The following is a 24,535-nucleotide window of genomic DNA, read 5'->3' as shown; positions in this document are numbered from 1 at the left end:
CTGGCTGAAATCAACAGAGACCCGCACACCCTCAACCCCGGAGGAATTGTGGTGGGATGTGTTCGACGGCCGGCAGTACGACGGGCACGATCCCGACCGCCACCTCCACGCTGCCCTGGTTCTCCCTCAACCGGCTGCGGCGGATCTCCGACTCGGGCGGCGTCGTGACGTTCGTCCGGTGAGGAGATTTTTCACTCCGCCCAAGGCTCCTTGCCCGTGGTGACCGGGCCGCCGGTTCTCACCGACTTCTCGATGGCGACGCTGATCAGATGGTCCTGGCAAGCCTCGGCGAGCGGGTACGGTGGCGGGCCCTCCTGACGTGCCCACGCACCCGTGCGCTCGAGGATGTCCGCGACCGCGATGTCGTCATCGGACCGGGACGCACCCTCGAACGGATTGCGATAGACCACCCGGCCGTCGAAGCTGATGTGCTTGAGGTCGCGCAGCTCCAGGTTGAGGTCGATGCCGGTGTCCCGCCGGATCAGCCGCGACTCCACCGGCGTGGCCGGGTCGACCAGCCGGACCACCCGGTCGTCGACCAGCTCGCCGATCGAGCCGCGAACCACGATGCGCCGCATCCGCAGGGGATTCCACCACTGGTTGTCGGTGAAGTCGTACAGGCCCATCTTGCCGCCGAAGTCGAGGGTGGCGATGGTCGTGGTCAGCCGTTGCGGCCTGTCGTCACCGGTCCATCCGTCGAACCCCAGCGGGTTGGCGAGGGGCGCCTCGAACGCGCCGGCGCGTATCTCGGCGGCCTCGAAGCCGACGCCGAGCAGACCGCGGATCAGCGACACCGCGTGGTACAGGTGGGTCGAGGAGACCTGGACCGAGGTCGGCTCGCCGATCACGCCCTCGCGGACGAGCGCCAGCCGGGCCGCGTGTCCCGGCATCAGCAGATACTGCTCGGCCACCTGGACCAGGCCGGTGCCGCCCACGTCCCGCCACAATGAGCGCAGCCCGGCCAGGTCCGGAGCGGGTGGCGTCTCGGCGAGGACCGGCATCCGATGCCCGGCCACCTCGCGGATCGCGTCCGGCATCGCGGCCCATGGCACCGCCGCGGCGATGTAGCCGGGCCGCTCGTGCCGGAGCAGCTCGTCAACCGAGCGGAAGGCCGGTACGCCCCACTCGGCGGTGATCTGGTTGCCCCGATCCGCGCTGCGGGTCACGACGCCGCTGACCCGGAGCCGGTCCGGCATCGCCGCGGCCAGCCGCAGGAAGAACCGCGTCCGCCCCCCGCCGCCGATCGCGCCGAATGTCGTGGTCATGGAAGCCGGACCTCCTCGGGAGCCGGGGCGATCTCGTGCCGGACCGGCTCCGGCCCAGCGTACTCGGCAAGCTCTGTCGTCTGATCGCCGAGGTGATCCGAGGGCCGTGCATGGGGATCACGACACGGGAGTGAGCTCACGGCCGGGGGTCCACCGGACGTGGACGTGCTGATCCGTCTCGTGCCGCAGGAGCGCGAGGCGCGGCGGGACCTTGTCGGTGCGCGAGGTCGGGGGCTTGCGGCGGCCGGCGCGGAACTGGACCGGCCACTCGGCGCCTTCGCCCCGGTACTCCTGCTCGGCCGCCGCCTGCAGTGTCCACTGTGGGTTGTAGAGATGGGTCCGTCCCAGAGCGCACAGGTCCGCCCGCCCGGCGATCAGGATGGAGTTCACGTCGTCGAAGGAGGAGATGGCGCCGACTGCGATGACCTTCACGCCTGCCGGCTCGGCGACCAGCTGACGGATCTGGTCGGCGAACGGGGTTTGGTAGGAACGGCCGAACGCCGGCTTCTCCTCCTTGGTCACCTGTCCCGAGGACACGTCGATGGCCGCTGCTCCGTGCTCGACGAAGGCCCGGGCGATGTCGACGGCGTCCTGCGCGGTGTTGCCGTCCGGCACCCAGTCGCTCGCCGAGATGCGGACCGTTACCGGGATCTCCGGGGGAACGGCCGCGCGCACGGCGTCGAAGACCTCCAAAGGGAACCGCAGCCGATTGGTCAGCGAGCCGCCGTAGGCGTCGGTCCGCTTGTTGGCCACCGGTGAGAGGAAGGAGGAAAGGAGGTAGCCGTGCGCGGCGTGGATCTCGATGAGGTCGAAGCCGGCGGCGACGCCGCGTTCCGCGGCGGCGGCGAAGTCGGCCACCACCTTGTCCAGGTCGTCGCGGCCGGCCTCGCGAGGCAGGTGACAGCCCTCCCCGTACGGCAGGGCGGACGGGCCGATGACTTCCCAGTTGTCCTCGGTGAGGGGCTGGTCGATGCCCTCCCACATCAGCCTGGTGGAGCCCTTGCGCCCCGAGTGGCCGAGCTGGAGACCGATCTTCGCGGTCGTCCGCGCGTGCACGAAGTCGGTCACGCGACGGTAGGCGTCACGCTGATCGTCGTTCCACAGGCCGGTGCAGCCAGGTGTGATTCTGCCCTCCGGGGAGACACAGACCATCTCGGTCATCACGAGCCCGGCGCCGCCGAGCGCCTTGGAGCCCAGGTGCACCAGGTGGAAGTCGTTGGGCACGCCCTCCTCCGCGGAGTACATGTCCATCGGCGACACGATGACCCGGTTCTTCAACCGCAGGGGCCCGATGTCGACCGGCTGGAACATCGCGGGAGCGACCTCGTCCGCCCCGGCCGCCTCGGCGAACGCCGCCTCGATGCGGTGGGCGAACTCCGGATCGCGCTCCTTGAGGTTCTCGAAGGTGATACGCCGCGACCGGGTCAGCAGGTTGAAGCAGAACTGGGCGGGGTCCTGGCCGGCGTACATGCCGATGTTCTCGAACCACTCCAGCGAGGCCTGCGCCGCGCGCTGGGTCGACTCCACCACCGGCTTCCGCTCTGTCTGGTAGGCCTCGAGCGCCTCGCCGAGCGACGGGTGCTCGTGCAGGCACGCCGCCAGCGCCAGGGCGTCCTCCATCGCGAGCTTCGTGCCCGATCCGATGGAGAAGTGCGCGGTGTGGGCGGCGTCCCCGAGGAGAACGACATTGCCGTCGTACCAGCGCTCGTTGCGCACGGTGGTGAAGTTGAGCCACTTGGAGTTGTTCGTGAGCACCTGGTGCCCGGCGAGCTCGCCGGCGAAGATCTCCTTGATCTTCTCGACCGCGTACTCGTCGGACACTCCGGGAGGGAACGACTCGCTCTCGGTCGCGTCGAATCCCGCGCGACGCCACACGTCCTCGTGCATCTCGACGATGAAGGTCGAGCCGTTCGCGGAGTACGGGTACCCGTGAATCTGCATGGTGCCCCACTCCGTCTGCTTGACGAAGAACTGGAAGGCCTCGAACACCAGGTCCGTGCCCAGCCAGATGTACTTGTTGCGGCGGTGGTCGAGCGAGGGGACGAAGGAGTCCGCGTACTTGGTCCGGATCCTCGAGTTGAGGCCGTCGGCCGCCACGACGAGGTCGTGGGCGGTGCGCAGCTCGTCGGCGTCGGGCGCCTCGGTCTCGTAGCGGACGGTCACGCCCAGCTCTGCGGCGCGCTGCTGCAGCAGGCGCAGGAGCTCCTTGCGGCTCATGGCCGCGAAGCCCTGCCCTCCGGCGGTGAAGGCATGGCCGTTGAACTCGATGTCGATGTCGGTCCAGCGGGCGAAGCGACGCGCCATCTGGTCGTAGATGACCGTGTCGGCGCTCTCGATGCCTCCCAGCGTCTCGTCGGAGAAGACGACGCCGAAGCCGAAGGTGTCGTCAGGGGCGTTGCGCTCCCAAACGGTGATCTCGTGGTCCGGGTTCAGCTGCTTCATCAGGGCCGCGAAGTAGAGACCCCCAGGGCCGCCGCCGGCGATTGCGATCTTCAACGGGAGTTCCTCTCATTGCGCGGCGGCGAGGTCGCCTGTCTGCTCCGCTTCGATGATCTTTCGCAGGACGTAGTGCTGCAGCTTCCCGCTGGGGTTGCGTGGGAGCGACGAGCAGAAACGCACATCGCGGGGGTACTTGTACGGCGCCAGTTGCTGCTTGACGTAGTCCTGGATCTCCTTGGCCTTCGCCGCGTCACCCTCGACGCCCTCCCTGAGCACGACGAAGGCGCACACGATCGCTCCCCGCTCGGGATCGGGCTCGGCGACGACCGCGGACTCGACCACGTCCGGGTGGCTGTCGACGGCCGCCTCGACCTCGGTGCCACCGATGTTGTAGCCCGAGGAGACGATCATGTTGTCGGTACGTGAGCAGTAGTAGAAGTAGCCGTCCTCGTCCCGGTAGAAGGTGTCGCCGGTGACGTTCCAGCCGTTGACGACGTACGTCTCCTGACGGGCGTCGTCCAGGTAGCGGCAACCGACCGGCCCGATCACGGCCAACCGGCCTTCGACGCCGGGAGGCAGCTCCTCGCCGTCCGGGCCGAGGATCGTCGCCCTGAAGCCGGGAACCGGCTTCCCCGTCGCGCCGGGCCGGATGTCGCCGCCGGCCGCGGAGATGAAGATGTGCAACATCTCCGTGGCCCCGATGCCATCGATGATCTTGAGCCCGATCTCCGCCTCGATCTGCTCCCAGAGGCCCTGAGGGATGTGCTCGCCGGCGCTCACCGCGACGCGGAGGCCGCGCAGCTTGGCGATCTTGCCTGCCTTCAGGATCTGCTTGTAGGCCGTCGGCGCGGTGGCCAGCACCGTGATCCCGTGCTCCTCGACGAGGTCCGCCAGCCGTGCCGGCGTCGCGCTCTCCACGAGGAACACGCAGGCACCCGCCCGCAGAGGGAACACCACGAGCATCCCGAGACCGAAGGTGAACGCGAGAGGGGCCGTGCAGGCGACCACGTCATCGGCGGCGAGCCCGAGAGTCCCCCGGCCGAACGTGTTGTCGATGGACAGGATGTCGCGGTGGAAGTGGGTGGTGATCTTGGGGACACCCGTGCTGCCCGAGGTCGGCCCGAACAGGGCGACGTCGTCGGCGGCGGTGAGAACGGCGGTGAACTCCCCCGGCTTGACCGCGCAGCGAGCAGTCAGGTCGTCATCGCCGCGGCCACCGAACGACACCACCGTCAGGCCGGGGGCCTCGGAGTCGCACACGATCTCCACGTCCGCCACGAACCGGTGGTCGACCAGCGCGATCGCCGGCAGGGACTTGGCGACGACGGGAGCGAGGTCACGGGCGCGCAGCGCCGGCATCGTCGTGACGACGACGCCCCCGGCCTTCAGCACCCCGAGCCAGCAGGCGACCGCCCAGGGATTGTTGGGGGATCGGAGGAGAACCCGGTTGCCAGGCACGAGGCCGAGGTCCTCGACGAGCACCTGGGCGACCTGGTTGGCGCGCCGCTGGAGGTCACCGTAGGTCCACATCTCGCCCGCGTCGGTGCGGATCGCCGGTCGATGGGGACCGAAGGCCGCGACCGAGGCGTCGATGATCTCTCCGGCCGCGTTGAGGTGGTCCGGGTACCGCAGGAGATCGGTCGTGAACTCCAGCCGTGGCCACTGCTCGAACGGCGGTAGGTGATCGCGGGCGAACGTGTCGGTGTGGGAGGTGGGGGTGAGCTGCATCGGAGGCTCTTCCGGTGTGGAGGGTTCATGACGAGAGCACGATCAGGACGTGCGGACCATGCCTTCCTGGACGACCGTGGCCAGGTGTTGTCCGTCGCGCGTGAAGAAGCGTCCTTGACCGGCACCGCGCCCGGAGCCTGCCGAGACGGCTTCCTGCGCGTAGAGCAGCCAGTCGTCGAGGACTCCTTCGCCCGGAACCCGATGGATCCACATCGCGTGATCCAGGCTCGCCGTGACCAGCCCGGGGTGAGCCCACGGCAGGCCGAGCACGCGCAGCACCGGTTCGAGGATGGTGTAGTCGCAGACGTAGGAAAGGGCCGCCAGGTCGCGCTGCGTGCGGGTCAGGCCCTCCACCGGGCGCAGGTCGTCGTAGGGCTTCACCCAGACGGCCTGGTACGGCGCCCGGTCTCCGTCGACGGTCAGGTAGACGGGCCCGGGAACGTGGCGCATGTCGAAGCCCCGCCCACCGCTCCAGTACGCCTTCGACTCCTGGGTCATCGTCCCGCCTGACCGCTCTTCCAGGTATGCGGCCGAGGAGGGCAGCGTGCCGGGGTCCGGGACCTCCGGAGGCGGCGCGGCGAAGGTGCCGCCGGGCTCTCCGGCGGCGAAGGACATGAGCGCCACATAGATCGGCCGCCCGTGCTGGTACGCGCGAACATGGCGCGTGCTGTAACCGCGACCGTCGCGGAGCAACTCCACCTCGTAACGGACTTCGGCCCCGATGTCGGCCGGGCGCATGAAGGAGGAGTGCATGGAGTGCAGAGTCTTGCCGCCCTCCGCCCCCTCCGCCCCCTCCGCCCCCTCCGCCCCCTCCGGAACCGTCCGCATGGCCGCGGCCGCCGCCGCGGCCACCAGGTCACCGCCGTACGCCTTGGGCCAGGGACAGGGCTGGGTCACCGCGGTGTAGGCCACGTCGTAGTGCTCCGGCTCGGCCTCCTTCAGAGACACAGCCGCCGTGAACGTCTCAGAAGTGGGCACGGCGTCACGCTGGACCCGGGCGGTCACGGCCGCTCCACCCAGTCGCTCAGCGCCTCGTCCGCGACGTCGGCGAGATTGACGACGATGTTGTCGGGCGTGCGCGTGGTCATCCAGGTCAGAGGCCGGTTACGGTCGAGGTTGCACTCGACGTGCGGCATGAAGGGCGGGACGAAGACCCAATCGCCTTCCTCCATGTCGATGTAGTCCTCGTACTTCTCGCCGAAGTAGATGCGCGCCCGGCCCGACAGGACGTATCCACCGGTCTCGGCCTCACCGTGGTGGTGCGGGGCCGAGCGGTAACCGGGCTCGTTGCTGACCTTCCCGAACCAGATTCGCCGCGCCGGCGTGTGCTGGGGACTCACACCCGCGACGCGCGAGGCACCCTCCGACTGGCCGGTCCGCAGGGACTCCAGCCCTCCTCGGGTCACGACCGGGACGACCAGGCCACTCTCGGTGGCGTACATCGTGTTGTCCCTTTCGAGCTGGTAGTTGCTGAGGTCTCCCTCAGTCGGCTGCATGGTCGACTCCTAGTCGTCGGTGAATGCGATCCGGTTGCGCAGGACCAGGGTATGTCGTTTTTTTCACGTACGTCAGATAAAGTCAACAGCCAACCGCGGCGGCCCCACGGCGGCGCGGACCGAGACTCGACGGAGGCGTGATGACCCCGATCCCTGTCAACCCGGATGCCCTGCCGGCCCCGAGCGGCTACTCGCACGGAACCCTGATCGGCAACACGCTGTACCTGGGTGGCCAGACGGCACTCGACGAGAACATGAAGATCGTCGAAGGCGGCATCGTCGAGCAGTTCCGCCAGGCCTTCGGCAACGTCCTCACCACGCTCCGCGAAGTGGGGGGCCGGCCTGAGGACCTGGTCAGCATCACGCTGTACCTCACGGACATCCCCGGCTACCAAGCGCACGGCAAGGAGATCGGCCGCGTCTGGCGCGAGCTGGCCGGACCGGTCTACCCGGCCATGGCCGGTATCGGCTGCACCGCCCTGTGGCAGCCGGAGGCGATGATCGAGATTCTGGGCGTCGCCGTCATCCCCGAGGACAGGCTGATCGCGAGCTGAGCCGGGCGGCCCTACCGCGGGCCGGCCGGCACAGCCGGGCCGCCGTGCTCGTGGATCACCGAGCTCGTGAAGTGGTGCGCGGGCTTGCTCAGCCGGTGCTTCAACTCATCGAACAGCGCGGCCGCGCGCACTCCGTACCAGTCGCGCGGCAACAGCTCCGGCGGCAGACCCGGATCCAGGAACGGCAACCGCCGCCACGCGGTCAGCGCCCGCACATAGTCGCCGAACGCTCCCGCGTCACTGCCGGCACCACCTTGCCGCCAGCGATCCAGCACCGGGCGGAACGAACTCAGGAACTCGCCGTAGAGCCGCTGCAGCCCCTCCAGATCCCACCACTGGCCCACGAGCTCGGTGACGTCTCCGAACGCCAGGTAGTCAGCCTGGAACAAATCCACATATCCCGACAGCTCGTAGCGCTCCAGCACCTCACGGGTCTCCTCGTACAGGTAGCGTGGCGCGATCCACACCCCCGACGCCGTCGTACCGAAACCCAGCCAGCTCAGCCGCGACCGCAGCACATGCCGCTGCTGCCGCTGCGACTCGGGAACACTGAAGACCGCGAGCAACCACCCATCCGACAGCTCGGCACGCTGCCGGCCGAAGATCCGCTGATCGCCCTCGTCCAAAATCTCCCGGGCCTGCGGAGACAGTCCGTATCCGGCAGTACCGTTGACCTTCCGGGCCTCGAGCAGGCCCCGGCGCTTCAACCGGGAGATGGCCGAACGCACCGACGGCTCGTCGACCTTGAGCTGTTCCATCAGCCGGATCAGCGCGGACACGCTGATCCAGCCCCCGACCTCGCGTGCGTACAAGCCGTAGATCGTGACGATGAAGGACCGGGGCTGTGTCGGCTTCGGTTCCGATCCTTCTGCTGCACTGCTTGGCATCGTCACGTAGACACGATAACGCCACTGCGGCGGCCTCACCGTGCCGGTACGCCCGGGCTCGACGAGCCGAATCCGCGCCCGATCAGGTGGGGTGGGCTGGCTCCTCAGCCCATCCACGCGCGTCAGGTGTGTCAAATGGTGGGACCGTCGGTCACGACACCGTGACGAGCACCCGCACGTCCCACGCGCCGAGCTCCAACGTCGTGCCGGCGGGGACGGAAGCGCGGTCCACGACGTCGGACAGCTCCACGGGGACCTTGACGCGGGCGGGCTCCCAGCTCCAGTTGTGCACGATGTGGACGCGGCGCCCGTCCGGGGACGTCGCGGTCGTGGCGGTGACGGAGGCCGGGAGGTCACGCCAGCCGCTGACCGGGGAAGGCGCCACCCAGGCGGCGAGCGCGCGGGCGAGCTCGCGGCCGGGGACCGTGCCGACGTAGGTGACGCGGCCCGCGCCGTGGCGGCGGGTGGTGATCGCCGGCCAGCGGCCGAAGTGCGGGTGCACGTAGGTGGCGAGCACGTCGGCGTCGGCGACGATGAGGGCGTCGGCCCAGCGCGTCGCGGTCGCGTTGCCCGGCAGGTCGAGCGGGCCGCCGGGCACGGCGCGGACCGGGAGGTCGTGCGTCAGGTTGCTGAACTCGTCGTAGCGGACGCCCGCGGCCTCGGCGAGGCGTGCGGGTGCGGGCTCCCGCCGCGCCCGGGCCTCGTGGTCGGCGTAGGCGGTGCGCGGGCCGAGGACCAGGTGGCCGCCCGCGTGGGCGTAGGCGGCGAGCCAGTCGAGCGTCGCGTCGTCGGCGACGTACAGCGCCGGGACGACGAGGACCGGGTGACGGCGAGCCGCCTCGTCGGGCGTGGTCCCGGCCCGTTCCCCGCGGGGGTCGTGCAACTGGCGGGCGTGGACGATCCGCACCTGGCGGCCGGTGTCGAAGGCGCCCCGGTAGAACGGGTCGAAGATGCGGTGGTAGGCGGCGGCGTCAGGGCCGCCGTCGGCGGCCGGCAGCGGCGGGTGCTTCTGCATGAGCCACTTGCTCGGCATCGAGTACACCATCGTGATGTCGGCGTCCGGCTCCAGACCGGCGGCCAGCGGACCGGCGGCCTCCAGCTCCGCGCCGAGGCGGGCGAGCTCGGCGTACGTGCGGCCGGGCTGGTTGCTGTGCGGGAGAACCCCGCCCCAGTAGGTCTCCCAGCCGAAGTTCAGCGTGTGCCACTGCCAGTACTCGATCATCCGGGCGCCGCGCGCGATGTGCTCAAGGCGGGCACCGGCGCGCCCGACGTCGTGCAGACGTCCACGCTCGTATCGCCCAGATGCGCGATAGCGGCGGCGAAGGACTCGGTGGCCTGCCCATGGCGGCTGAGCTGGAGTTGGCGCCAGGTGAGATAGGCGCCGATCAGGAGCACCAGGCCGCCGACGCCTTGGAGGAGGGCGGTGCGGATGTTGTTCACGGCGGTGGCGTAGTCGGCCGGCGCCTTTGCCGCGCCCAGGTCCCACGCGAGCAGGTAGCGGGGGAGGAAGAGGGCGCCAGCCAGGGCGGCGACTCCCAGGAGTGCGGTGAAGATGAAGGGACTCGAGATCCGGTAGCGCCAGAAGTAGCCGACGCGCGCGACCTTGTCCGTTCGGACGGGATGACCGGGAAGTGGGGGTGTGCGGTCTTCGATGCGGGTCATGGACTCACCAGGAATCGGGCTTCGAGGGTTTCCACTGTCGCGCAGGGCGGCAGCACGGCGAAGGCACTCGTGATCACGTCGGATGGGTTACGTGGCGGAGTCCTAGTCTGGTCATTCACAAAGCGCATTGGTACGGGTGTTGGATCTCCTTCCGGTGGACTGCCACCCCGGCGTGTAGACGCCCTGAGGCGCAGGTGCAGTGGCTCGGCCACCTAATGAGCCCCATGCCGGTTCGGCAGTTCTCCGCGACGGCGTTCGGCCTGCCCCTTAAGTCCGAGACGCTCATGGTCAAACACCGACTTGATGACGACGGTCCACCGGCCTTCGAGCCATCGTTTCTGCCAGACAGGTGTCCGAGATGCCCGCATCGAGTGGTGTGGCATGATCACCAGCCATGAGATGGCAAGCTATATCAGCGATCGTGCTCACACTGACCGCGCTGCCTGCCCCTGCGCAGGCAGCTGCGGTAGATGTGGTGGCTGCGGTGAAGCGCCTGCAGAGCAAGGGCGCCGCGGTGAAGGTCTATCAACGGACCGATGCGGGATGGCCGGAGGATCCGCGCGTAGAGGCGTTACCGACGAGGGAGTGCGGGCGGCGGGCCGACGCGCCCGTGGTGACCGGTCTGGCCAAGCTGGGCCGCGGTGGCGTGGTGGCCGCCGACATGAAACGTCAGGTGACCACCTCCGAATGCGCTCTGCGGTTCCTGGAGGAGGACGCCGCCAACGGCGACCAAGGGGCGGCCGACCAGGTCAAGATCGCATCGGCGGCGCACCGGACACGCACGGTCGGCGGGCGTCTCTACGTCTCGGGGCCCGCCTACGGCAGCGGCACCGGGTGGCGCACGCTCGGCAAGGCACCCGGCGGCGCGGCGCTCTACGGCGACCAGATCATCGACCCCTTCGACATCGGCACCCTGAAGTTCCTCGTCAGGACGGCGACCATCAACCGGGCCGGCCCCGCGCACTACGATGCCGACGGTCGTCGGGTCAACAAGACCTGGGCCTACCGTGGCACGACCACCTTCGCCGCGCTGTTCCGCGCTTCCAAGCCGTTCCGCGACATGCTCGGCGGCCGGCTCGACCCGCGTGTCGGCAAGATCTCCTTCATGTGGGGCGTCCACACCGACCACACGGGCGTGCCGGTGACGGTCATCACCGTCTGGCGGACAGGTGACGGGTACCGGCTGCGCGGAGCTACCGCCGCCACTCGGTACAGCTGGGACGTGAAGGCCTCCATCTCGGCGCCCGCCGTTACCGGACCTGGGCGGGACCCCTACAGCGACGACCTGGTCGACGCCTACCGGTAGGAGGCAGGTCTCGTGCATAGCAGCGATGGCAGGCGGCCTTGTCCGGGGTCGCCCGGGGAGCGGGCCCGCCGTCGTCGTGTGGCAGGACGGTCGCATCACGTATTCCTACGGCCAGGAGGCGCCATGCGCCGCATCTGGCGTAAAGGGCCCGCGCGACTAACTCTCCAAACGCCTAATCGCAGACGGTTCGATGATGAAAAATCCGTCATGGGCGGTACACGCGCCAGGCGGTTGGGTAAGAGTAGAGATCGCAGGGACGGGTCGTTTGAGATCAGGCGGATAATCTGTGCCGCCCGTCGTAAAAAATGCACCCTCGAAGATCGGTCCAACTTGGGGAATTTCGATGCCTCGTCTGCCGTCTGGCGCTCGAACCGGTTTCGTCCCCTCCGGCCATAGGGGAACTAGCGTCCTGAATTGCCGATAGTGATCGCCATGTCTCGTAACCACAAGACACGACTCACTTTCCACCCACTCAAGCCGTGCCGTCAACGGCATCAAGGTGGAGTAGAACTCCCCCTGATATACAGCGATGGCCGGGTCGGTGCCAATAACGGCGTGGCATACCTTGTCCGACGGGCACGGTTTAGGAGGAGCGGCCGCGGATGATCCGCTTCGGCGGGCGTCTGCAGTGCAGGCCACTAAACTCACGGCCGCAACAAGCATCGCAGCGATTGCGGATAGTCGTCTCACGGAGACAACCCCTTCTGGCGAGGGATGGCTGGACCGCCCTATAAGACCGCGGTCCAGCCCTCTACGCTACTCACATCAGCGAAACCTGTGGCACCAGCGGGGAAGGCGCGGCGAGCGCACCGGTGCGGTTCGACTCCTCGTCCCAGGCCCGCGCAGCCACCGGCTACGACAGGGCGGCATTCACCATCGACTGGACCGCCAAGCAGGCTACCTGCCCCCAAGGACAAACCGGCATCTCCTGGACGCCCACCATCCAACGCGGCCTGGACACCATCGTGGTCAGATTCTCCGCGAAGACCTGCACGCCCTGCCCTGCCAGGACCGAATGCACCAGCAGTAACAGCGGCCGCCGCCAGATCACCCTGCGCCACACCCAAACCCAGCAACAAGCCCTCGACACCGCTCGCACCCAACAGACCAGCCAAGACTGGCAGGACAAGTACAAAATCCGAGCCGGGGTGGAAGGCACCATCCGGCAAGCTGTCGCCATCACCGGCATCCGCCGAGCCCGCTACCGCGGACTCAGCAAGGTCCACCTCGAACACGTCATCGCAGCCACCGCTCTCAACCTCACCCGACTCGATGCCTAGTGGAACGGCCACCCTCTCGACCGCACCCACACCAGCCACCTCGCCCGCCTCGACCAGGCTCTCACCGCCTGAGCTCGAGTTAGCCATCAGGGTCAACGAGGTGGTCCCCCACACATCGCCCACGGTGTACCCGCGTGGGAATGGATCGTCGGGGTGAAGGATGTGCTGGTTGATGCCGGTGATCCAGGCGCGCCCCTTGATCGATGGGATGACGGCATCGCGTCCGCCGACTTGCACGCGCTCGTGCAGCATGCCGTCAAAGGTCGTCCCCATCACGCCCTGGTGGATGAAGGGGACTTTGAGCGGGAGTTCACCCCGTGCGTGGAGGCAGGCCATGCGCGCCGAGATTCCCGATCGATGTTCGCGTCATCGGGGTGACGAACCGGGAATTTGGCCCGCGCCGCGGCCAGGAGCGCGGCTCCCGCCCTGACGATCGCGGGCGCGTTGGCCGCACCCAGCTCCACGCCCATGGCGACAGCCGGCGCTTGGACATAGAACTACCCGCCGAAGGCCACGTCGGCGAGGACGGTGCCGTACTCGAGCACCTCGATCGGCGTGTCGAGAGCGACGACCCATGAGGGCACGTTACGGATCCGCACGGCTTGAACCTTCCCGCCGGCCGAGGGGACTCCCTTACGCCGACGCCGGGCCGTCCTGCCGATCGCCGGGACTCGGAGGGCCGCGTCGAGCGTCACGGCGCCATGTTGTCCAGTTGTTCGAGGATGCGGTTGGAGATCTGCGCGAGCATGGCGAGTTCGTCCGGGCTGAGGGCGTCGATGACCAGGCGCCGGACCGTGGCGACATGCTGGGGGGCGGCGGTTTCGATGGCTTCGCGACCGGCGGGTGTCAGGACGACGAAGGCCGAGCGTCCGTCCTCGGCGCACTCCTCACGGGCGACCAGACCGCGTTTGCACATCCTGGCGATGTGGTGGGACAGGCGGCTTTGCTCCCAGTCCACCGTCTTGGCCAGGTCCTGGAAGCGCTGCCGGCCGTCGGGCGTGTCGGTGAGGGCGACGAGGATCTCGTAGTCGGCGCCGGACAGCTTGGAGTGCGCCTGCAGGTCACGGCCCAGCCTGGCGGTGAGCTGCTGGTGCACGCGGACGAAGGCACGCCAGGTCTGCTGCTCTGCCGGGCTGAGCCACTGGGGCGTCTCGTTCATGTGCCCGAAGTCTACCCCCGGCTCTTGACATGTCATGCGTTCCCGCTAAAGTACATGACACATCAATTGATGCGTCATCTATCCTCTCGCATGAAGCGATGACACATCATCTGTACAGGTGTTCTGGCACCGTAACCGAAGGAGAAACTGTGGCGGACAAGAAAGTGATCGCGGTGGTCGGCGCGACCGGAGCTCAAGGCGGCGGGCTGGCCCGCGCCATCCTGAACGACGCCGGCGGCGCGTTCGCAGTGCGGGCACTGACCCGCAATGTGGCCTCGGACAAGGCGCGGGAGCTCGCCGCCCAGGGGGCCGAAGTGGTCGAGGCCGACATCAGGGACGAGACGCGGCTCACGGAGGCGTTCGACGGGGCCTATGGCGCGTTCCTCATGACCAACACCTGGGACCACATGTCGCCGGAGCAGGAGAAGCAGGACGCCGCGACGATGGCGCGGGCGGCCAAGAACGCCGGGCTGCGCCACGTGATCTGGTCGACACTGGACGACACCCGCGAGTACATCCCGCTCGACGACGAGCGCATGCCGACCCTGATGGACCGGTACAAGGTGCCGCACTTCGACGCCAAGGCCGAAGCCGACCAGTTCTTCATCGACGCCGGGGTGCCGACCACGTTCCTGCGGACCACGTTCTACTGGGAGGGACTCCTCGGCCCGATGGCGCCGCGACGAGGAGAGGACGGGCGGCTCGTGCTCGCCCTGCCGATGGCCGACAGCAAGCTCGCCGGCATCGCCGTCGACGACATCGGCAAGACCGCCTACGGCATCTTCAAGCAGGGCGGCGAACTCGCCGGCCAGACCGTGTCCATCGCCGGTGAGCACCTGACCGGCACGGAGATGGCCGCGCACCTCAGCAAGGCGCTGGGTGAAGAGGTGGGCTACGTACCGGTGCCGTTCGACGCCATACGCGCGCAGCCCTGGCCGGGCGCCGCCGACTTGGGCAACATGTTCCAGTTCTATGCGGAGGTGCCGCAGTTCGCCGCCGCCCGCGACCTGGACGTCGTCCGCGGCCTCAACCCGGAACTGCAGAGCTTCGAGCAGTGGCTGGCCGCGCACAAGCCCGCCCTCGCCGGCATCTGACCACGACCCCGGCCATCCCCCAGCCGCATCCATCCCCCAAGATTCCTGGAAGTCGTAGTGAACATCGTTTTGTGGGTCATCGCCGCCCTGCTCGCCCTCGTGTTCCTCGGTGCCGGCGGCGCGAAGCTGGCCCAATCGAAGGAGAAGCTCATCGCTTCGCCGAACATGGCCTGGGCCGAGGACTTCCCGCCCGGGGCGCTCAAGACGATCGGCGCGCTGGAGGTGCTGGGCGCGCTCGGGCTGATCCTGCCCCCGGCGCTGGGCATCGTCCCGGTGCTCGCGCCGCTGGCCGCCGCCGGGCTGGCGGTGTCGATGATCGGCGCCATCCTCACGCACGCCCGGCGCAAGGAGTCCCAGCCGATCGTGATCAACGTGGTGCTGCTCGCGCTGGCCCTGTTCGTGGCCTGGGGCCGCTTCGGCCCGTATCCCTTCACCTGAGCGTCTTCAGAAGAACCGCCATGCCCGCCATCACCGTCGACGACGTCCTCGTCCTGCCCCGCCTGCCCACGCTCGACCCGATACCGCCCAGTGCGCCGGCTGACCACCGCACCGCGGCTTCGAGACCGTCATCCTGGCTGGGCGGTGCGACACCATCGGGATCTCGCCGCCCAGCGTCGCTCCTGGACGACGCGCCGACGTTTGGCGTGGTAGTCGAATATGGAACTGGACTGTGTGGGAGGTGGTCTCGGTGAGCAACGTGGAAGCCGAGCCTGTTGAAATGAGATGTGGAGAGCCGGCAGACGACGGGCGGCCGGCGCAGGCGCCCTCGGTCGACGTGCTCTCCGCGCGGAACGTGCCTCTGGGCGGGCCGCGGGCGATGTCCGTACGACGGACGCTGCCACAGCGGGCCCGGACGCTGATCGGAGCCTGGTGCTTCGCCGATCACTACGGCCCCGACGACGTGGCCAGGACCGGTGGCATGGAGGTCGCCCCGCATCCGCACACCGGCCTGCAGACGGTGAGCTGGTTGTTCAGCGGGGAGGTCGAACACCGCGACAGTCTTGGCAGTCACGCCTTCATCCGGCCTGGTGAGATGAACCTCATGACGGGCGGGTACGGCATCGCCCACTCAGAGGTCTCCACTCCGGGCACCACCGTTCTCCACGGTGTCCAGTTGTGGGTGGCGCTGCCCGAAGAGCACCGCGACGCCGAACGGGACTTCCAGCACCACGTGCCCGAACCCGTGCGGATCGACGGGGCCGAGATCAGGGTATTCCTGGGCTCGCTCGCCGGAGACGTCTCCCCCGTGCGGACGTTCACGCCGCTGCTCGGCGCCGAGATCACCCTCCAACCGCATGCGGCGATCACACTCGCCGTGGACACCACCTTCGAGCACGGCCTTCTCGTGGACAGCGGGCACGTCCGCGTGGCCGGCACCCTGCTGCGCCCGGCGGAACTCGGCTATGTCCGCCCAGGTATCGGCGCCCTGGAGCTGACGAACACCTCAGACGGCCCGGCGAGGGCGGTGCTGCTCGGCGGCACTCCGTTCAAGGAGGAGATCGTCATGTGGTGGAACTTCATCGGCCGCACTCATGAGGACATCGTCCGGGCCCGAGAGGACTGGGAGGCCTCCTCCGATCGCTTCGGCGTCGTCTCCGGATATCCGGGGAACCGCCTTCACGCGCCCGCCCTGCCCAACGCCACCATCAAGCCGCGCGGGAATCCTCCGCGTTCCGAGCCTCGTCCGGAAGGCACCTCATGAGCCAGCCGTCTGCCGCTCCGATCGTCGAGCGGGTGGATGCCAAGCAGCGATACGAGATTCTGGTCGACGGCAAGCGTGCCGGCCTGACCGCGTACCGCGACCGCGGTGAGCAACGGGTCTTCTTCCACACGGAAGTCGGCGACGCCTTCGCCGGTCAGGGCCTGGCCGCGCAGTTGGTCCAGCAGGCGCTCGCCGACGTGCGCGCCGCGGGAAGGCGGATCGTGCCCGTCTGCCCGTACGTGGCCAAACACCTGAAGAAGCATGACGAGTTCGCCGACATCATCGACCCGGTGACGCCCGATGTCCTGCAATGGCTGAGAAAAGAACTGGGCTGACGCCGACGGAGTGGTCGATCTCTGCGATCGCGAGGCACTGACCTGCCAGAGACCGGCGCCAAAGCCCAGGCGCCGGTCTGGACGTCGAAGCATCGCTGGTCTTCGATGGACAGCGTGGCCGGCGACCGCATCGCCGCGTCGCTCGTCCGGGAACCTTCGCACGGTGCGGGCACAGGACGGCAAGGGCCGCCACACCACCGTCCACCGCGAGCTGGTTCCGCTGCCCACCGGCGGTGTGCTCATCGACACCCCCGGCCGCCCGGACACGGGCCACTATTCGACCGGCCACCTCGCGACGACCACAGAAACGGACTCCCGACCATCATGACCATCCCTTGGATCGCCCGTCCCGAGACCGACGCCGACCGTGACCAGGTTCGGGAGGTCAACCTCGCCGCCTTCCCCACCTCTCACGAGGCAGACCTGGTCGACGCGCTGCGTGCCGACCGGACGGCCTGGGTGCCCGGCCTGTCATGGATCGCGCAGCAGCCCGACGGTGCCATCGCCGGGTTCGCGCTGCTCACGCGCTGCCACGTCGACGGCTTCGCCGCCCTCACCCTGGGCCCGTGCGCCGTACGGCCCGAGCACCAGCGTCGCGGCGCCGGTTCGGCGGCCATCCGCGCCGCCCTGGATGCCGCCCGGCGACAGGACGAGAACGTGGTCCTCGTGCTCGGCCACGCCGAGTACTACCCGCGCTTCGGTTTCGTCCCGGCCTCGCGCCACTCCATCCGGCCACCCTTCGACGTCGAGGACAGGTACATGATGGCGCTCGTCTTCGACCCCACCCGGCCCGTGCCGGCCGGCACCATCCGCTACCCGGTCGCGTTCGGAGTCTGATCCCCTGCCCTGCGGCGGGCGCCTGACATCAACGCGAAGGCCGGGCACGTGCCCAAGCAGCGTCTCTGATCGGCTTGGCGACCCTGAGGAATCCCCAGGAACAGTGCACGGCGAACTGCCGGGCATGCACCGATCGTCTTCGTGCCCTGGTGCCGGTGGACAAAGCCCCCGGCCCGCGTGGCACGTTCCTCCGGACGCTGTCGGTAGTCACCGATGAAAGAAAGGAGCCTGCCTCGATCGCCCTGGCCAGGTCGCCGGTGTCGCCCCCGACGACCGGGAATCGATCTGCCGGCCCGTCCCGGGCGCTGAAGGTGACGTCACATCTTGGTGCCGCCGGGCATCTTCCTCTTGAGGGCGTAAACGAAAGGAGACGGATAGTGGCGACGCATCGTGATCGATCTGCTCCCGGGGCGGAAGCCGTGATGCCTGAGACGCGCGCCGCGGCCGCCCCCCGCGACGGCTTCGTCACGTACGACGAGCTCAAGGGGCCGGGCCTCGACGCTGCGCGCTGGAGCCCGGCGCACCTGCCGCTCCCGACGGGCGGCGACCACATCCCGCTGGACCCCAACGCGGAGCCGGCCGTCGGCGACGGCGAAGTGCGAGTGACGATCCCGCGCTTCTCGCTGTCGCACGACACGTTCCAGCCCGCCGACAGCGCCAAGTACCTCATCTTCTCGACGCGCCAGTTCGAGCTGCCGCCGGATCGGCCCGCGACGTTCGCCGTCGACCTCGCGGTCGAGAACATCGGCGGGGAACCGGAGGACTACCGTCGGGGAATGGCCGCCTTCCACGCTTTCGACTTCGAGGTGAGCAAGCGCGTGTTCGCCGTCTGCGGCACCTCCACCCGTGTGCTCGCGCTGCACGAGCAGCTGGGCGCGTGGGGAGCAGGCGAGCCGTTCTACCACGTGGTCGAGTCGCCGTACGAGGACTTCGACGACGATTTCACCACCCGGCTTCGCGCGTGCGAGATCACGCTCGACCGGAGCAGATCGACCGCGGCCTGGCGCGTCGACGGCCGCACGGTGTACGAGGCCCGCGGCACTTTCATCCCCGAACGTGTCCGCATCGGGTTCGGGATCTGGACGATGCTGCCGATCCGGGACGGGCGCAGTCGCTCGCTCGACGGCCAGGGCATGAACGCGCGGTGGCGCCGGTTCCGTGTACGCGGGGTCGACGCGTGAGCCGCCACGAGGACCGCACGGCATCGGCCGGGAGAGGGGTACGGCGTGGCCCGCCGTACCCCTCCCGGTCAGGCGAACGCGGGCATGATCTGGTCGTGGATCAGCCTGAGCTGGGAGTCCACATCCGCCACCTCGGGCAGCTCCCGTCCCATGAACTGCTTGACCAGCGTCGCGTCGGTGATGGCCAGGATCATGTGGTTGACGCCCGACGGCTCGATCTCGCGCTTGATCTTGGCCACGCACTCCTCCGGCGTGCCGGCGATGGACAGCCGCTCCCCCAGTTCGGGTGTGGTCAGCTCGATCGCCCTGGCCAGGTCGCCGGCGCCGAGGGCGTCGACGATCGGCTTCATCGCGTTCGGGTCGACGCCGTTGCGTTCGAGCTGCTCGGCGGGCATGGAGGAGGCGTAGAGGCCGACCATGCTGCGGGCGGCCTCTTTCGCCACGGCCGAGTCAGGACCGGTGGCGAAGACGACCCAGGCGCCGATGTCCATCGACGAGGCGTCCTTGCCCGCCTTCTCCGCGCCGGCCCTGAAGTGCTGGACGAGGTAGTCGTAGGCCTCGCGGGTGTAGCTGAGCGCGTGGTGCACGCCGTCGGAGTGCTCGCCGGCCGCCTGGAAGGAGCGCGGTCCGCGCATCGCGCCGAGCTTGACCGGCACGCGGTCCTGGACCGGGCGGGCGAAGGTGAACAGGCCGGTGTACTTGAAGAACTCGCCGTCGAAGGTGATCGCGCCGTCGTCCAGCAGCGTGCGCACCACGTGCGCCGCCTCCTTCACGCGCGACAGCGGCTTGGTGACCGTCCAGTCGATGTTGTACTGCGCGAGCAGCCCGAAGTTGCCGCTGGACAGCACCACCTCGGCACGCCCGTCGCTGAGCTCGTCGAGCGTGGCCGCCGCCTGGGCGATCAGGGTCGGCTCGCGCAGCACCACCGACGACACGCTGGGCCCGAACCTGATGCGGGACGTCTGCTGGGCCGCGGCGGCGAACAGCAGCCACAGGTCCTTGTGCCAGGTCTCGTCGGCCGCGTAGCAGGCGTGGAAGCCGAGCTCGTCGGCCAGGCGAATGGACGCCAGCGACTCCTGCAGCGGGTAGTCGGGCAACATCACGTAGCTGAACTTCATCGTGCGACCTCCTGGGGGATGGCGTCGCCCGAAGGGGCGTCGCCCTTGTCGTACGGCCTGGCGACCAGCAGGTAGACCAGCCCGGCGGCGACGACCACCAGCCCGGACAGGGCCACCAGATAGTTGTCGTACCAGGGGGCGTCAGGCGTCCTCGGCCAGGCCATGTTGAGGATGGCGAGCACCCCGTAGACCAGCGCGGCCACGTTGACGGCGAGCCCCGCGCGGCCCAGCGTGAACGGCCCGGACGGGCTCCAGCCGCGCAACCTGGCCCGCAACGCCGCCAGCACCACCATCTGGAAGCCCAGGTAGATGCCGAGGACCGCGAAAGAAATGATCTTGATGAGGGCGTCTTCCGACACGATGGAGCCGAGCACGACCAGCGCGGGCACGACGGCGGCGACCAGGAGCGCGTTCGGCGGGATGCGCCTGGCCTGGGAGAACCTCCTGAACACGCGGCTGCCCGCGATCATGTCGTCGCGGGCGTAGGAGTACAGCAGCCTGCTGGCGGCCGCCTGCAGGCTGAGCGTGCATGACAGGAACGACAGCAGCACCACGCCGAGCACGACCTTGAGGCCGGTGGCGCCGAAGGCGGTGGTCAGCACGTTCGTGACGGGGTCGGCGTCGGCCCCGGAGACGACGGCGGCGAAGTCGGGCACGGCCAGCAGCAGGGCCAGGCAGACGAACGTCGCCGCCGCGCCGCCCACGTAGATGGTCATGCGCATGGCCTTGGGGATGCGCCGGGTCGGGTCGGGCACCTCCTCGGCCACATCACCGCAGGCCTCGAACCCGTAGTACTGAAATATCCCGATAAGCCCGGCGGCCAGGAACGCGGCGAAGTATCCGGACCCCGACCCCGCACCGAACGAGTCGAACAGCACCCCGAGCCCGTGGTGCCGCTGGGTGAGCAGCAGCCACCCGCCCACGGCCAGCGCCCCGACCAGCTCGGCGGCGAACCCGATGATCGCCGCCATCGCCAGAGCCCTGGTCCCGGCCATGTTGACGGCCAGCGCCACGGCCAGGATGATCAGCGCGCAGAGGATCGTGTTCCCCGTGCTCACCTCGATCCCGAGAAAAGCGGACAGGTACGGCCCCGCCCCGTACGCCACGCTCGCGATCGTCACCAGCAGCGCGACCAGGTACACCCAGCCCGTCATCCAGGCCCACCGCCGGCCCCACAGCCGCCTGGCCCAGGGGTAGATGCCGCCGGTCAGCGGGTACTGCGAGACGATCTCGCCGAAGACGAGCGCCACCAGGAACTGCCCGGCGCCCACGATGACCAGGCTCCAGATCATCGGCGGGCCGCCGACGGCCAGCGACGACGCGAACAACGTGTAGATCCCGACCACGGGAGACAGGTAGGTGAAGCCGAGGGAGAAGTTGGCCCACAAGCTCATGTCCCTGCGGAACTCGGAGGTGTAGCCGAGGTCGGCCAGCCGGGCGTCGTCCCCCGCGTCGTCCCCAGGGATCGGCGGGGCGTTATTCGTCGAGGTCACGGAGGAGCTCCTCGCCAGAGATCACCTTGTCCGCGAAGTGCCGGTGCATCCAGGCCAGGTGGTCGGCCCGGGACCGGACCAGGCGCAGCGTGTCCCAGTTGGGGAAGGTCTGCTGCGTCACGTGCTCGATCATGAGGCCGGGCTCGACCTCGAAGACGTGCTCGAACCGGGTGATCGCGACGTCGGTCACCCGCTGGACCGGTGGAGGCGACATCTCCTCCTGATAGCGATATTTCACGATTTCTCCGCGTATGCCTGGTCGAGCAGGTACTTGCCGGGGTTCATGATGTTGTTCGGGTCGATGGCCCGCTTGATGTCGAGCATCACGTCGTACCCGCCGCCGAGCTCGGCGGGCACCAGGTCCACCTCGCCCTCACGGCAGGAGCCGTGGCAGGCGCTGATCGAACCGCCGTGCGCCAGCGACACGGCGGCGAGGTCGCGCTTGGCCCGCACCCACGCCTCCCAGGCGGCGTCGTCGAGCCGCTGCTCCCAGATGCCGATGTCGATCTCGGTGAGGTAGTCGGCGCCGGTCGCGCCGTTGGTGTAGGCGAACATGCCCCAGTCGTCGAACACATCGCTCTCGCGCCTGAGCCGGTCGGCGATCTCGTGCCAGGCCAGCCGTACAGAGGGCAGGTTCGTGTAGTTGATCGAGGCGTCCTCGCAGTGCCAGCTCATCGGGACGACCTGGCCCGACCGGGTACGGCCGTGCAGCGGCGTGGCGTACCTGTCGTGCCTGGCCGCCCAGTCGCCCTCGGAGATCTCGTCGCCCAGGTAGCGGGCGCCGAGCGAGCGGGCGATGCGCAGCAGCCTCGTGCCGCCGGCCCGGACCTCGTCCTCGTAGCCGTACATCGCGGCGCACACCAGCGCCTTCACCGACGACGGCTGCGGGATGTAGGCCTCGTCGTCGCGCCGCAGGTAGCCGACCTTCCACTCGTCGAACAGCACCGCGCCGGCGAACGTGGCCACGCCCGCCCGCGCCAGCGCCCCGACCGCGCGGTAAGCGCTGTCATAGTCCTCGAACGCCCAGAACGGCGAGAACTCCGCCTCCGGCTTGGGGAACAACTTCAGCGTCGCCTCGGTGGCGATGCCGAGCGTGCCCTGATGCCCCATGAACAGGTGCTTGAGCTGGTACCCGCTGGAGCTCTTGGTGATCTTCCGTCCGATGCCGTCCCCGACGTGGATCACCCGGCCGGTCGGCAGCACGTGGTCGAAGCTGAGCACCAGGTCGCGGGTGTGGCCGTAGCGGGAGCCGATCAGCGACCAGCCGCTGGTGCCGATCCGGCCGCCGACCAGCGAGCACGGGTAGGACGCCGGATCGTCCGGATAGATCAGCCCGTGCCGGGCGAGGACCTCGTTGAGCTTGAGCGCGTTGATGCCGGTGCCGACCGTGCAGGTGCGGTTGTCGAGGTCGATCTCCCTGATGTGGTTGATCCGCTTGACGTCCACGACGATGCCGCCGCGCAGCGGCACCGCGCCGTCGGTCAGCCCGGTGCCGCCGTCGCGTGGCACGACCGGGATCCGCAGGCTGTTGGCCAGCCTGAGCACCTCCGCGACCTCCTCGGTGGAGGCCGGCAGCACGACCAGGTCGGGCATGCGCTCCGCCCACCGGTGCACGGGGAACGGCGCGGGCACGCGCGCCCGGTTGAGCCGGTCGGCCTTGCCGGTCAGCACGTGCTCGGGGCCGAGAATCCGCCGGAGCTCCTCCAGCACGGGGTCGCCGAGCAGGACGGTCATGACTCCACCTCCGGCGCGCTCATGGGGCCACCCCCAGCGACTCGGCCAGCAGCTCGTGCAGGTCCACGACGTCGATCGAGCGCGCCCGACCCGCCTCCGACAGCGGCCGCTCCGACCACGGGCAGGCGCTGACCAGCGTGTCCACGCCCAGCTCCGCCGCCTTCCCCACCCGGTGCTCGCTGATCTTCGCGGTCAGCTCCGGCTTCTCGACGGGCAGCCCGCCGCCCCCGCCCGAGCAGTACGACCACTGCGTCACCCGGTCGACGTCATGGAAGGTCAACCCGGGAATCGCCTCCAGGATCTCCCGCGGCTCCCGCCAGACGCCCTTGCGCTTGTTGAGCCGGCACGGGTCGTGGTAGGTCACCGTACGCTCGACCGGGACGCGCGGCGTCAGCCTGCCCTCCCTGATGAGCTCCGCCAGCAGCTCCACGACCAGCACGATCTCGATGTCGTAGGCGTCCCCGAAGTACTTCGGATAGTCCTCGGTGAACGTGATGTAGTCGTGCGGGTCGAGCACCAGCACGCGCCGCACCCCGGCCGCCCGCCAGTCGTCCAGGTTGTGCTGGGCGAACCTGCGCGCCTGCTCCTCGTAGCCCATCTCGGCCGCCGGGCCGCCGCAGCACCACTGCTCGTTCATCAGCCCGAACTTGTAGCCGGCGAGATTCAGGGTCCGGGCCACCGAGCGCGGCACCGACGTGCGGTAGAAGGCCGCTTCGCAGTCGACGAACAAGATGGTCTCCCCGCCGATCGGCAGGTCCAGCCCTTCGGCCCAGTCGCGTACCCGCGCCTGGTCGACCGGGGTGCCGTTCAGCACCGGCTCGTGCCCGCGTTCGTCGGTGAGCAGGTTCCAGCGCTGCCAGCCCGGCTGGTGCACGCCCTGCGAGACGGCCAGCCCGCGCACGGCCTTGACCAGGTCGACCGTACGGGTGCGGAAGCGGTAGAAGTCGCCGGTGAACAGCGAGTTGGGGCAGCGCAGCTCGCACGCGCCGCATCCGGTGCAGTTGACGTAGTCGGCCGCGACGTCCGCGACCTCGAGCTCGCCCTGCTCCATCGCGACGACGTTGGCGTGGAAGGCGGTGGGACTCCAGGACTCGTTCCGCGTGACCTGCATGACCGGGCAGACCTCGCGGCAGAACTTGTGGCCCGAGGAGAAACAGTTGTAGGCGGCGTTGCGCCACTCCTCGGCGAGCTTCTTCTCTGGCCTCTTCTCCGGATCCGGCATGGGGCCTCCCTCAGTGGGTTGCGCTTAAAACTATGAGTTCATA

26 protein-coding genes and 1 pseudogene are annotated in these 24,535 nt (G+C 69.0%); 11 read left to right on the top strand and 16 right to left on the bottom strand.

Annotated elements, in window-relative coordinates:
- Positions 1–56: 56 nt before the first annotated feature.
- Positions 57–182 carry a hypothetical protein gene (locus tag ACIBX3_RS33150; RefSeq protein WP_397123918.1) on the top strand — a complete coding sequence of 42 codons (126 nt, stop codon included), beginning with the start codon at positions 57–59 and terminating at the stop codon, positions 180–182.
- 9 nt (positions 183–191) lie between these two features.
- Here the strand turns inward: ACIBX3_RS33150 and ACIBX3_RS33145 are convergent, their stop codons facing one another.
- From ACIBX3_RS33145 to ACIBX3_RS33125, 5 genes are all read right to left on the bottom strand, one after another.
- Positions 192–1,265, bottom strand: coding sequence for a Gfo/Idh/MocA family protein (locus ACIBX3_RS33145; protein WP_397123916.1), 1,074 nt, complete (start codon positions 1,263–1,265; stop codon positions 192–194).
- Positions 1,266–1,382: 117 nt separating this feature from the next.
- Positions 1,383–3,761, bottom strand: coding sequence for a bifunctional salicylyl-CoA 5-hydroxylase/oxidoreductase (locus ACIBX3_RS33140; RefSeq protein ID WP_397123914.1), 2,379 nt, complete (start codon positions 3,759–3,761; stop codon positions 1,383–1,385).
- 12 nt (positions 3,762–3,773) lie between these two features.
- Positions 3,774–5,432 (bottom strand): AMP-binding protein, encoded by a 1,659-nt coding sequence (locus tag ACIBX3_RS33135; RefSeq protein ID WP_397123912.1) that lies wholly within the window; start codon positions 5,430–5,432, stop codon positions 3,774–3,776.
- Positions 5,433–5,474: 42 nt separating this feature from the next.
- Positions 5,475–6,437 (bottom strand): acyl-CoA thioesterase, encoded by a 963-nt coding sequence (locus ACIBX3_RS33130; RefSeq protein ID WP_397123910.1) that lies wholly within the window; start codon positions 6,435–6,437, stop codon positions 5,475–5,477.
- The gene (locus tag ACIBX3_RS33125) at positions 6,434–6,928 is read right to left on the bottom strand and encodes a cupin domain-containing protein (protein ID WP_397123908.1); all 495 of its coding nucleotides are present in this window, start codon (positions 6,926–6,928) and stop codon (positions 6,434–6,436) included. The genes ACIBX3_RS33130 and ACIBX3_RS33125 overlap by 4 nt, the downstream gene beginning before the upstream one ends.
- Positions 6,929–7,068: 140 nt before the next feature.
- Between ACIBX3_RS33125 and ACIBX3_RS33120 the strand changes: the two genes are divergently transcribed.
- A complete protein-coding gene (locus ACIBX3_RS33120) occupies positions 7,069–7,482 on the top strand; it encodes a RidA family protein (protein WP_397123906.1) in 414 nt (137 codons plus the stop codon).
- An 11-nt stretch (positions 7,483–7,493) separates the two neighbouring features.
- Here ACIBX3_RS33120 and ACIBX3_RS33115 read toward each other — a convergent pair whose 3' ends face one another.
- From ACIBX3_RS33115 to ACIBX3_RS33105, 3 genes are all read right to left on the bottom strand, one after another.
- On the bottom strand, positions 7,494–8,369 hold the full coding sequence (locus ACIBX3_RS33115; RefSeq protein WP_397124266.1) for a PaaX family transcriptional regulator C-terminal domain-containing protein: 876 nt from the start codon (positions 8,367–8,369) through the stop codon (positions 7,494–7,496).
- A gap of 151 nt (positions 8,370–8,520) precedes the next feature.
- Complete coding sequence (locus ACIBX3_RS33110) at positions 8,521–9,591, bottom strand: beta-galactosidase (protein ID WP_397123904.1); 1,071 nt, start codon at positions 9,589–9,591, stop codon at positions 8,521–8,523.
- Entirely contained in the window at positions 9,588–10,031 is a 444-nt protein-coding gene (locus ACIBX3_RS33105; RefSeq protein ID WP_397123902.1) for a hypothetical protein, read from the bottom strand. The genes ACIBX3_RS33110 and ACIBX3_RS33105 overlap by 4 nt, the downstream gene beginning before the upstream one ends.
- 484 nt (positions 10,032–10,515) lie before the next feature.
- On the opposite strand from ACIBX3_RS33105, the gene ACIBX3_RS33100 reads away from it, so the two are divergent.
- Positions 10,516–11,337, top strand: coding sequence for a hypothetical protein (locus ACIBX3_RS33100; RefSeq protein ID WP_397123900.1), 822 nt, complete (start codon positions 10,516–10,518; stop codon positions 11,335–11,337).
- An 812-nt stretch (positions 11,338–12,149) separates the two neighbouring features.
- Complete coding sequence (locus tag ACIBX3_RS33095; RefSeq protein WP_397123898.1) at positions 12,150–12,617, top strand: transposase; 468 nt, start codon at positions 12,150–12,152, stop codon at positions 12,615–12,617.
- A 183-nt stretch (positions 12,618–12,800) separates the two neighbouring features.
- Here ACIBX3_RS33095 and ACIBX3_RS33090 read toward each other — a convergent pair.
- The 3 genes and pseudogenes from ACIBX3_RS33090 to ACIBX3_RS33080 all read right to left on the bottom strand — a co-directional run.
- Positions 12,801–12,953 (bottom strand): annotated as a pseudogene (locus tag ACIBX3_RS33090) (proline racemase family protein); the annotation flags it as partial.
- Between the two features lie 161 nt (positions 12,954–13,114).
- Complete coding sequence (locus tag ACIBX3_RS33085) at positions 13,115–13,312, bottom strand: proline racemase family protein (RefSeq protein WP_397123896.1); 198 nt, start codon at positions 13,310–13,312, stop codon at positions 13,115–13,117.
- The gene (locus ACIBX3_RS33080) at positions 13,309–13,776 is read right to left on the bottom strand and encodes a MarR family winged helix-turn-helix transcriptional regulator (RefSeq protein ID WP_397123894.1); all 468 of its coding nucleotides are present in this window, start codon (positions 13,774–13,776) and stop codon (positions 13,309–13,311) included. The genes ACIBX3_RS33085 and ACIBX3_RS33080 overlap by 4 nt, the downstream gene beginning before the upstream one ends.
- Positions 13,777–13,925: 149 nt before the next feature.
- On the opposite strand from ACIBX3_RS33080, the gene ACIBX3_RS33075 reads away from it, so the two are divergent.
- The 7 genes from ACIBX3_RS33075 to ACIBX3_RS33045 all read left to right on the top strand — a co-directional run bounded on the left by ACIBX3_RS33075 (position 13,926) and on the right by ACIBX3_RS33045 (position 18,925).
- Positions 13,926–14,870 (top strand): NmrA/HSCARG family protein, encoded by a 945-nt coding sequence (locus ACIBX3_RS33075; RefSeq protein WP_397123892.1) that lies wholly within the window; start codon positions 13,926–13,928, stop codon positions 14,868–14,870.
- A 57-nt stretch (positions 14,871–14,927) separates the two neighbouring features.
- Positions 14,928–15,308 carry a DoxX family protein gene (locus tag ACIBX3_RS33070; RefSeq protein WP_397123890.1) on the top strand — a complete coding sequence of 127 codons (381 nt, stop codon included), beginning with the start codon at positions 14,928–14,930 and terminating at the stop codon, positions 15,306–15,308.
- Between the two features lie 280 nt (positions 15,309–15,588).
- Positions 15,589–16,572, top strand: a complete 984-nt coding sequence (locus ACIBX3_RS33065) for a pirin family protein (RefSeq protein ID WP_397123888.1) — start codon at positions 15,589–15,591, stop codon at positions 16,570–16,572.
- 32 nt (positions 16,573–16,604) lie between these two features.
- Complete coding sequence (locus tag ACIBX3_RS33060) at positions 16,605–16,907, top strand: GNAT family N-acetyltransferase (RefSeq protein ID WP_397123886.1); 303 nt, start codon at positions 16,605–16,607, stop codon at positions 16,905–16,907.
- Between the two features lie 163 nt (positions 16,908–17,070).
- Positions 17,071–17,235 carry a GTPase RsgA gene (gene rsgA, locus ACIBX3_RS33055; RefSeq protein ID WP_397123884.1) on the top strand — a complete coding sequence of 55 codons (165 nt, stop codon included), beginning with the start codon at positions 17,071–17,073 and terminating at the stop codon, positions 17,233–17,235.
- Positions 17,232–17,744, top strand: coding sequence for a GNAT family N-acetyltransferase (locus ACIBX3_RS33050; protein ID WP_397123882.1), 513 nt, complete (start codon positions 17,232–17,234; stop codon positions 17,742–17,744). The genes rsgA and ACIBX3_RS33050 overlap by 4 nt, the downstream gene beginning before the upstream one ends.
- 422 nt (positions 17,745–18,166) lie before the next feature.
- Positions 18,167–18,925, top strand: coding sequence for a DUF6081 family protein (locus ACIBX3_RS33045; RefSeq protein WP_397123880.1), 759 nt, complete (start codon positions 18,167–18,169; stop codon positions 18,923–18,925).
- Positions 18,926–18,993: 68 nt separating this feature from the next.
- On the opposite strand, the gene ACIBX3_RS33040 is transcribed toward ACIBX3_RS33045, so the two are convergent.
- From ACIBX3_RS33040 to ACIBX3_RS33020, 5 genes are read right to left on the bottom strand one after another with little or no spacing between them, the layout of a single operon-like run.
- Positions 18,994–20,043: an LLM class flavin-dependent oxidoreductase gene (locus ACIBX3_RS33040; RefSeq protein WP_397123878.1), complete on the bottom strand. Its 1,050-nt coding sequence runs from the start codon at positions 20,041–20,043 to the stop codon at positions 18,994–18,996.
- Positions 20,040–21,536 carry an APC family permease gene (locus tag ACIBX3_RS33035; protein WP_397123876.1) on the bottom strand — a complete coding sequence of 499 codons (1,497 nt, stop codon included), beginning with the start codon at positions 21,534–21,536 and terminating at the stop codon, positions 20,040–20,042. Before ACIBX3_RS33035 ends, ACIBX3_RS33040 begins: the two co-directional genes overlap by 4 nt.
- The gene (locus ACIBX3_RS33030; RefSeq protein ID WP_397123874.1) at positions 21,520–21,774 is read right to left on the bottom strand and encodes a hypothetical protein; all 255 of its coding nucleotides are present in this window, start codon (positions 21,772–21,774) and stop codon (positions 21,520–21,522) included. The genes ACIBX3_RS33035 and ACIBX3_RS33030 overlap by 17 nt, the downstream gene beginning before the upstream one ends.
- Positions 21,771–23,270 carry an FAD-binding oxidoreductase gene (locus ACIBX3_RS33025; RefSeq protein ID WP_397123872.1) on the bottom strand — a complete coding sequence of 500 codons (1,500 nt, stop codon included), beginning with the start codon at positions 23,268–23,270 and terminating at the stop codon, positions 21,771–21,773. Before ACIBX3_RS33025 ends, ACIBX3_RS33030 begins: the two co-directional genes overlap by 4 nt.
- A gap of 19 nt (positions 23,271–23,289) precedes the next feature.
- Entirely contained in the window at positions 23,290–24,492 is a 1,203-nt protein-coding gene (locus ACIBX3_RS33020; protein ID WP_397123870.1) for a (Fe-S)-binding protein, read from the bottom strand.
- Between the last annotated feature and the right edge of the window lie 43 nt (positions 24,493–24,535).

Source organism: Nonomuraea sp. NPDC049480, from assembly GCF_044465905.1.
Classification (GTDB): Bacteria; Actinomycetota; Actinomycetes; order Streptosporangiales; family Streptosporangiaceae; genus Nonomuraea.
The sequence above is the reverse complement of the archived record's forward strand: the minus strand, read 5'-3'. Positions and strand labels throughout refer to the sequence as shown.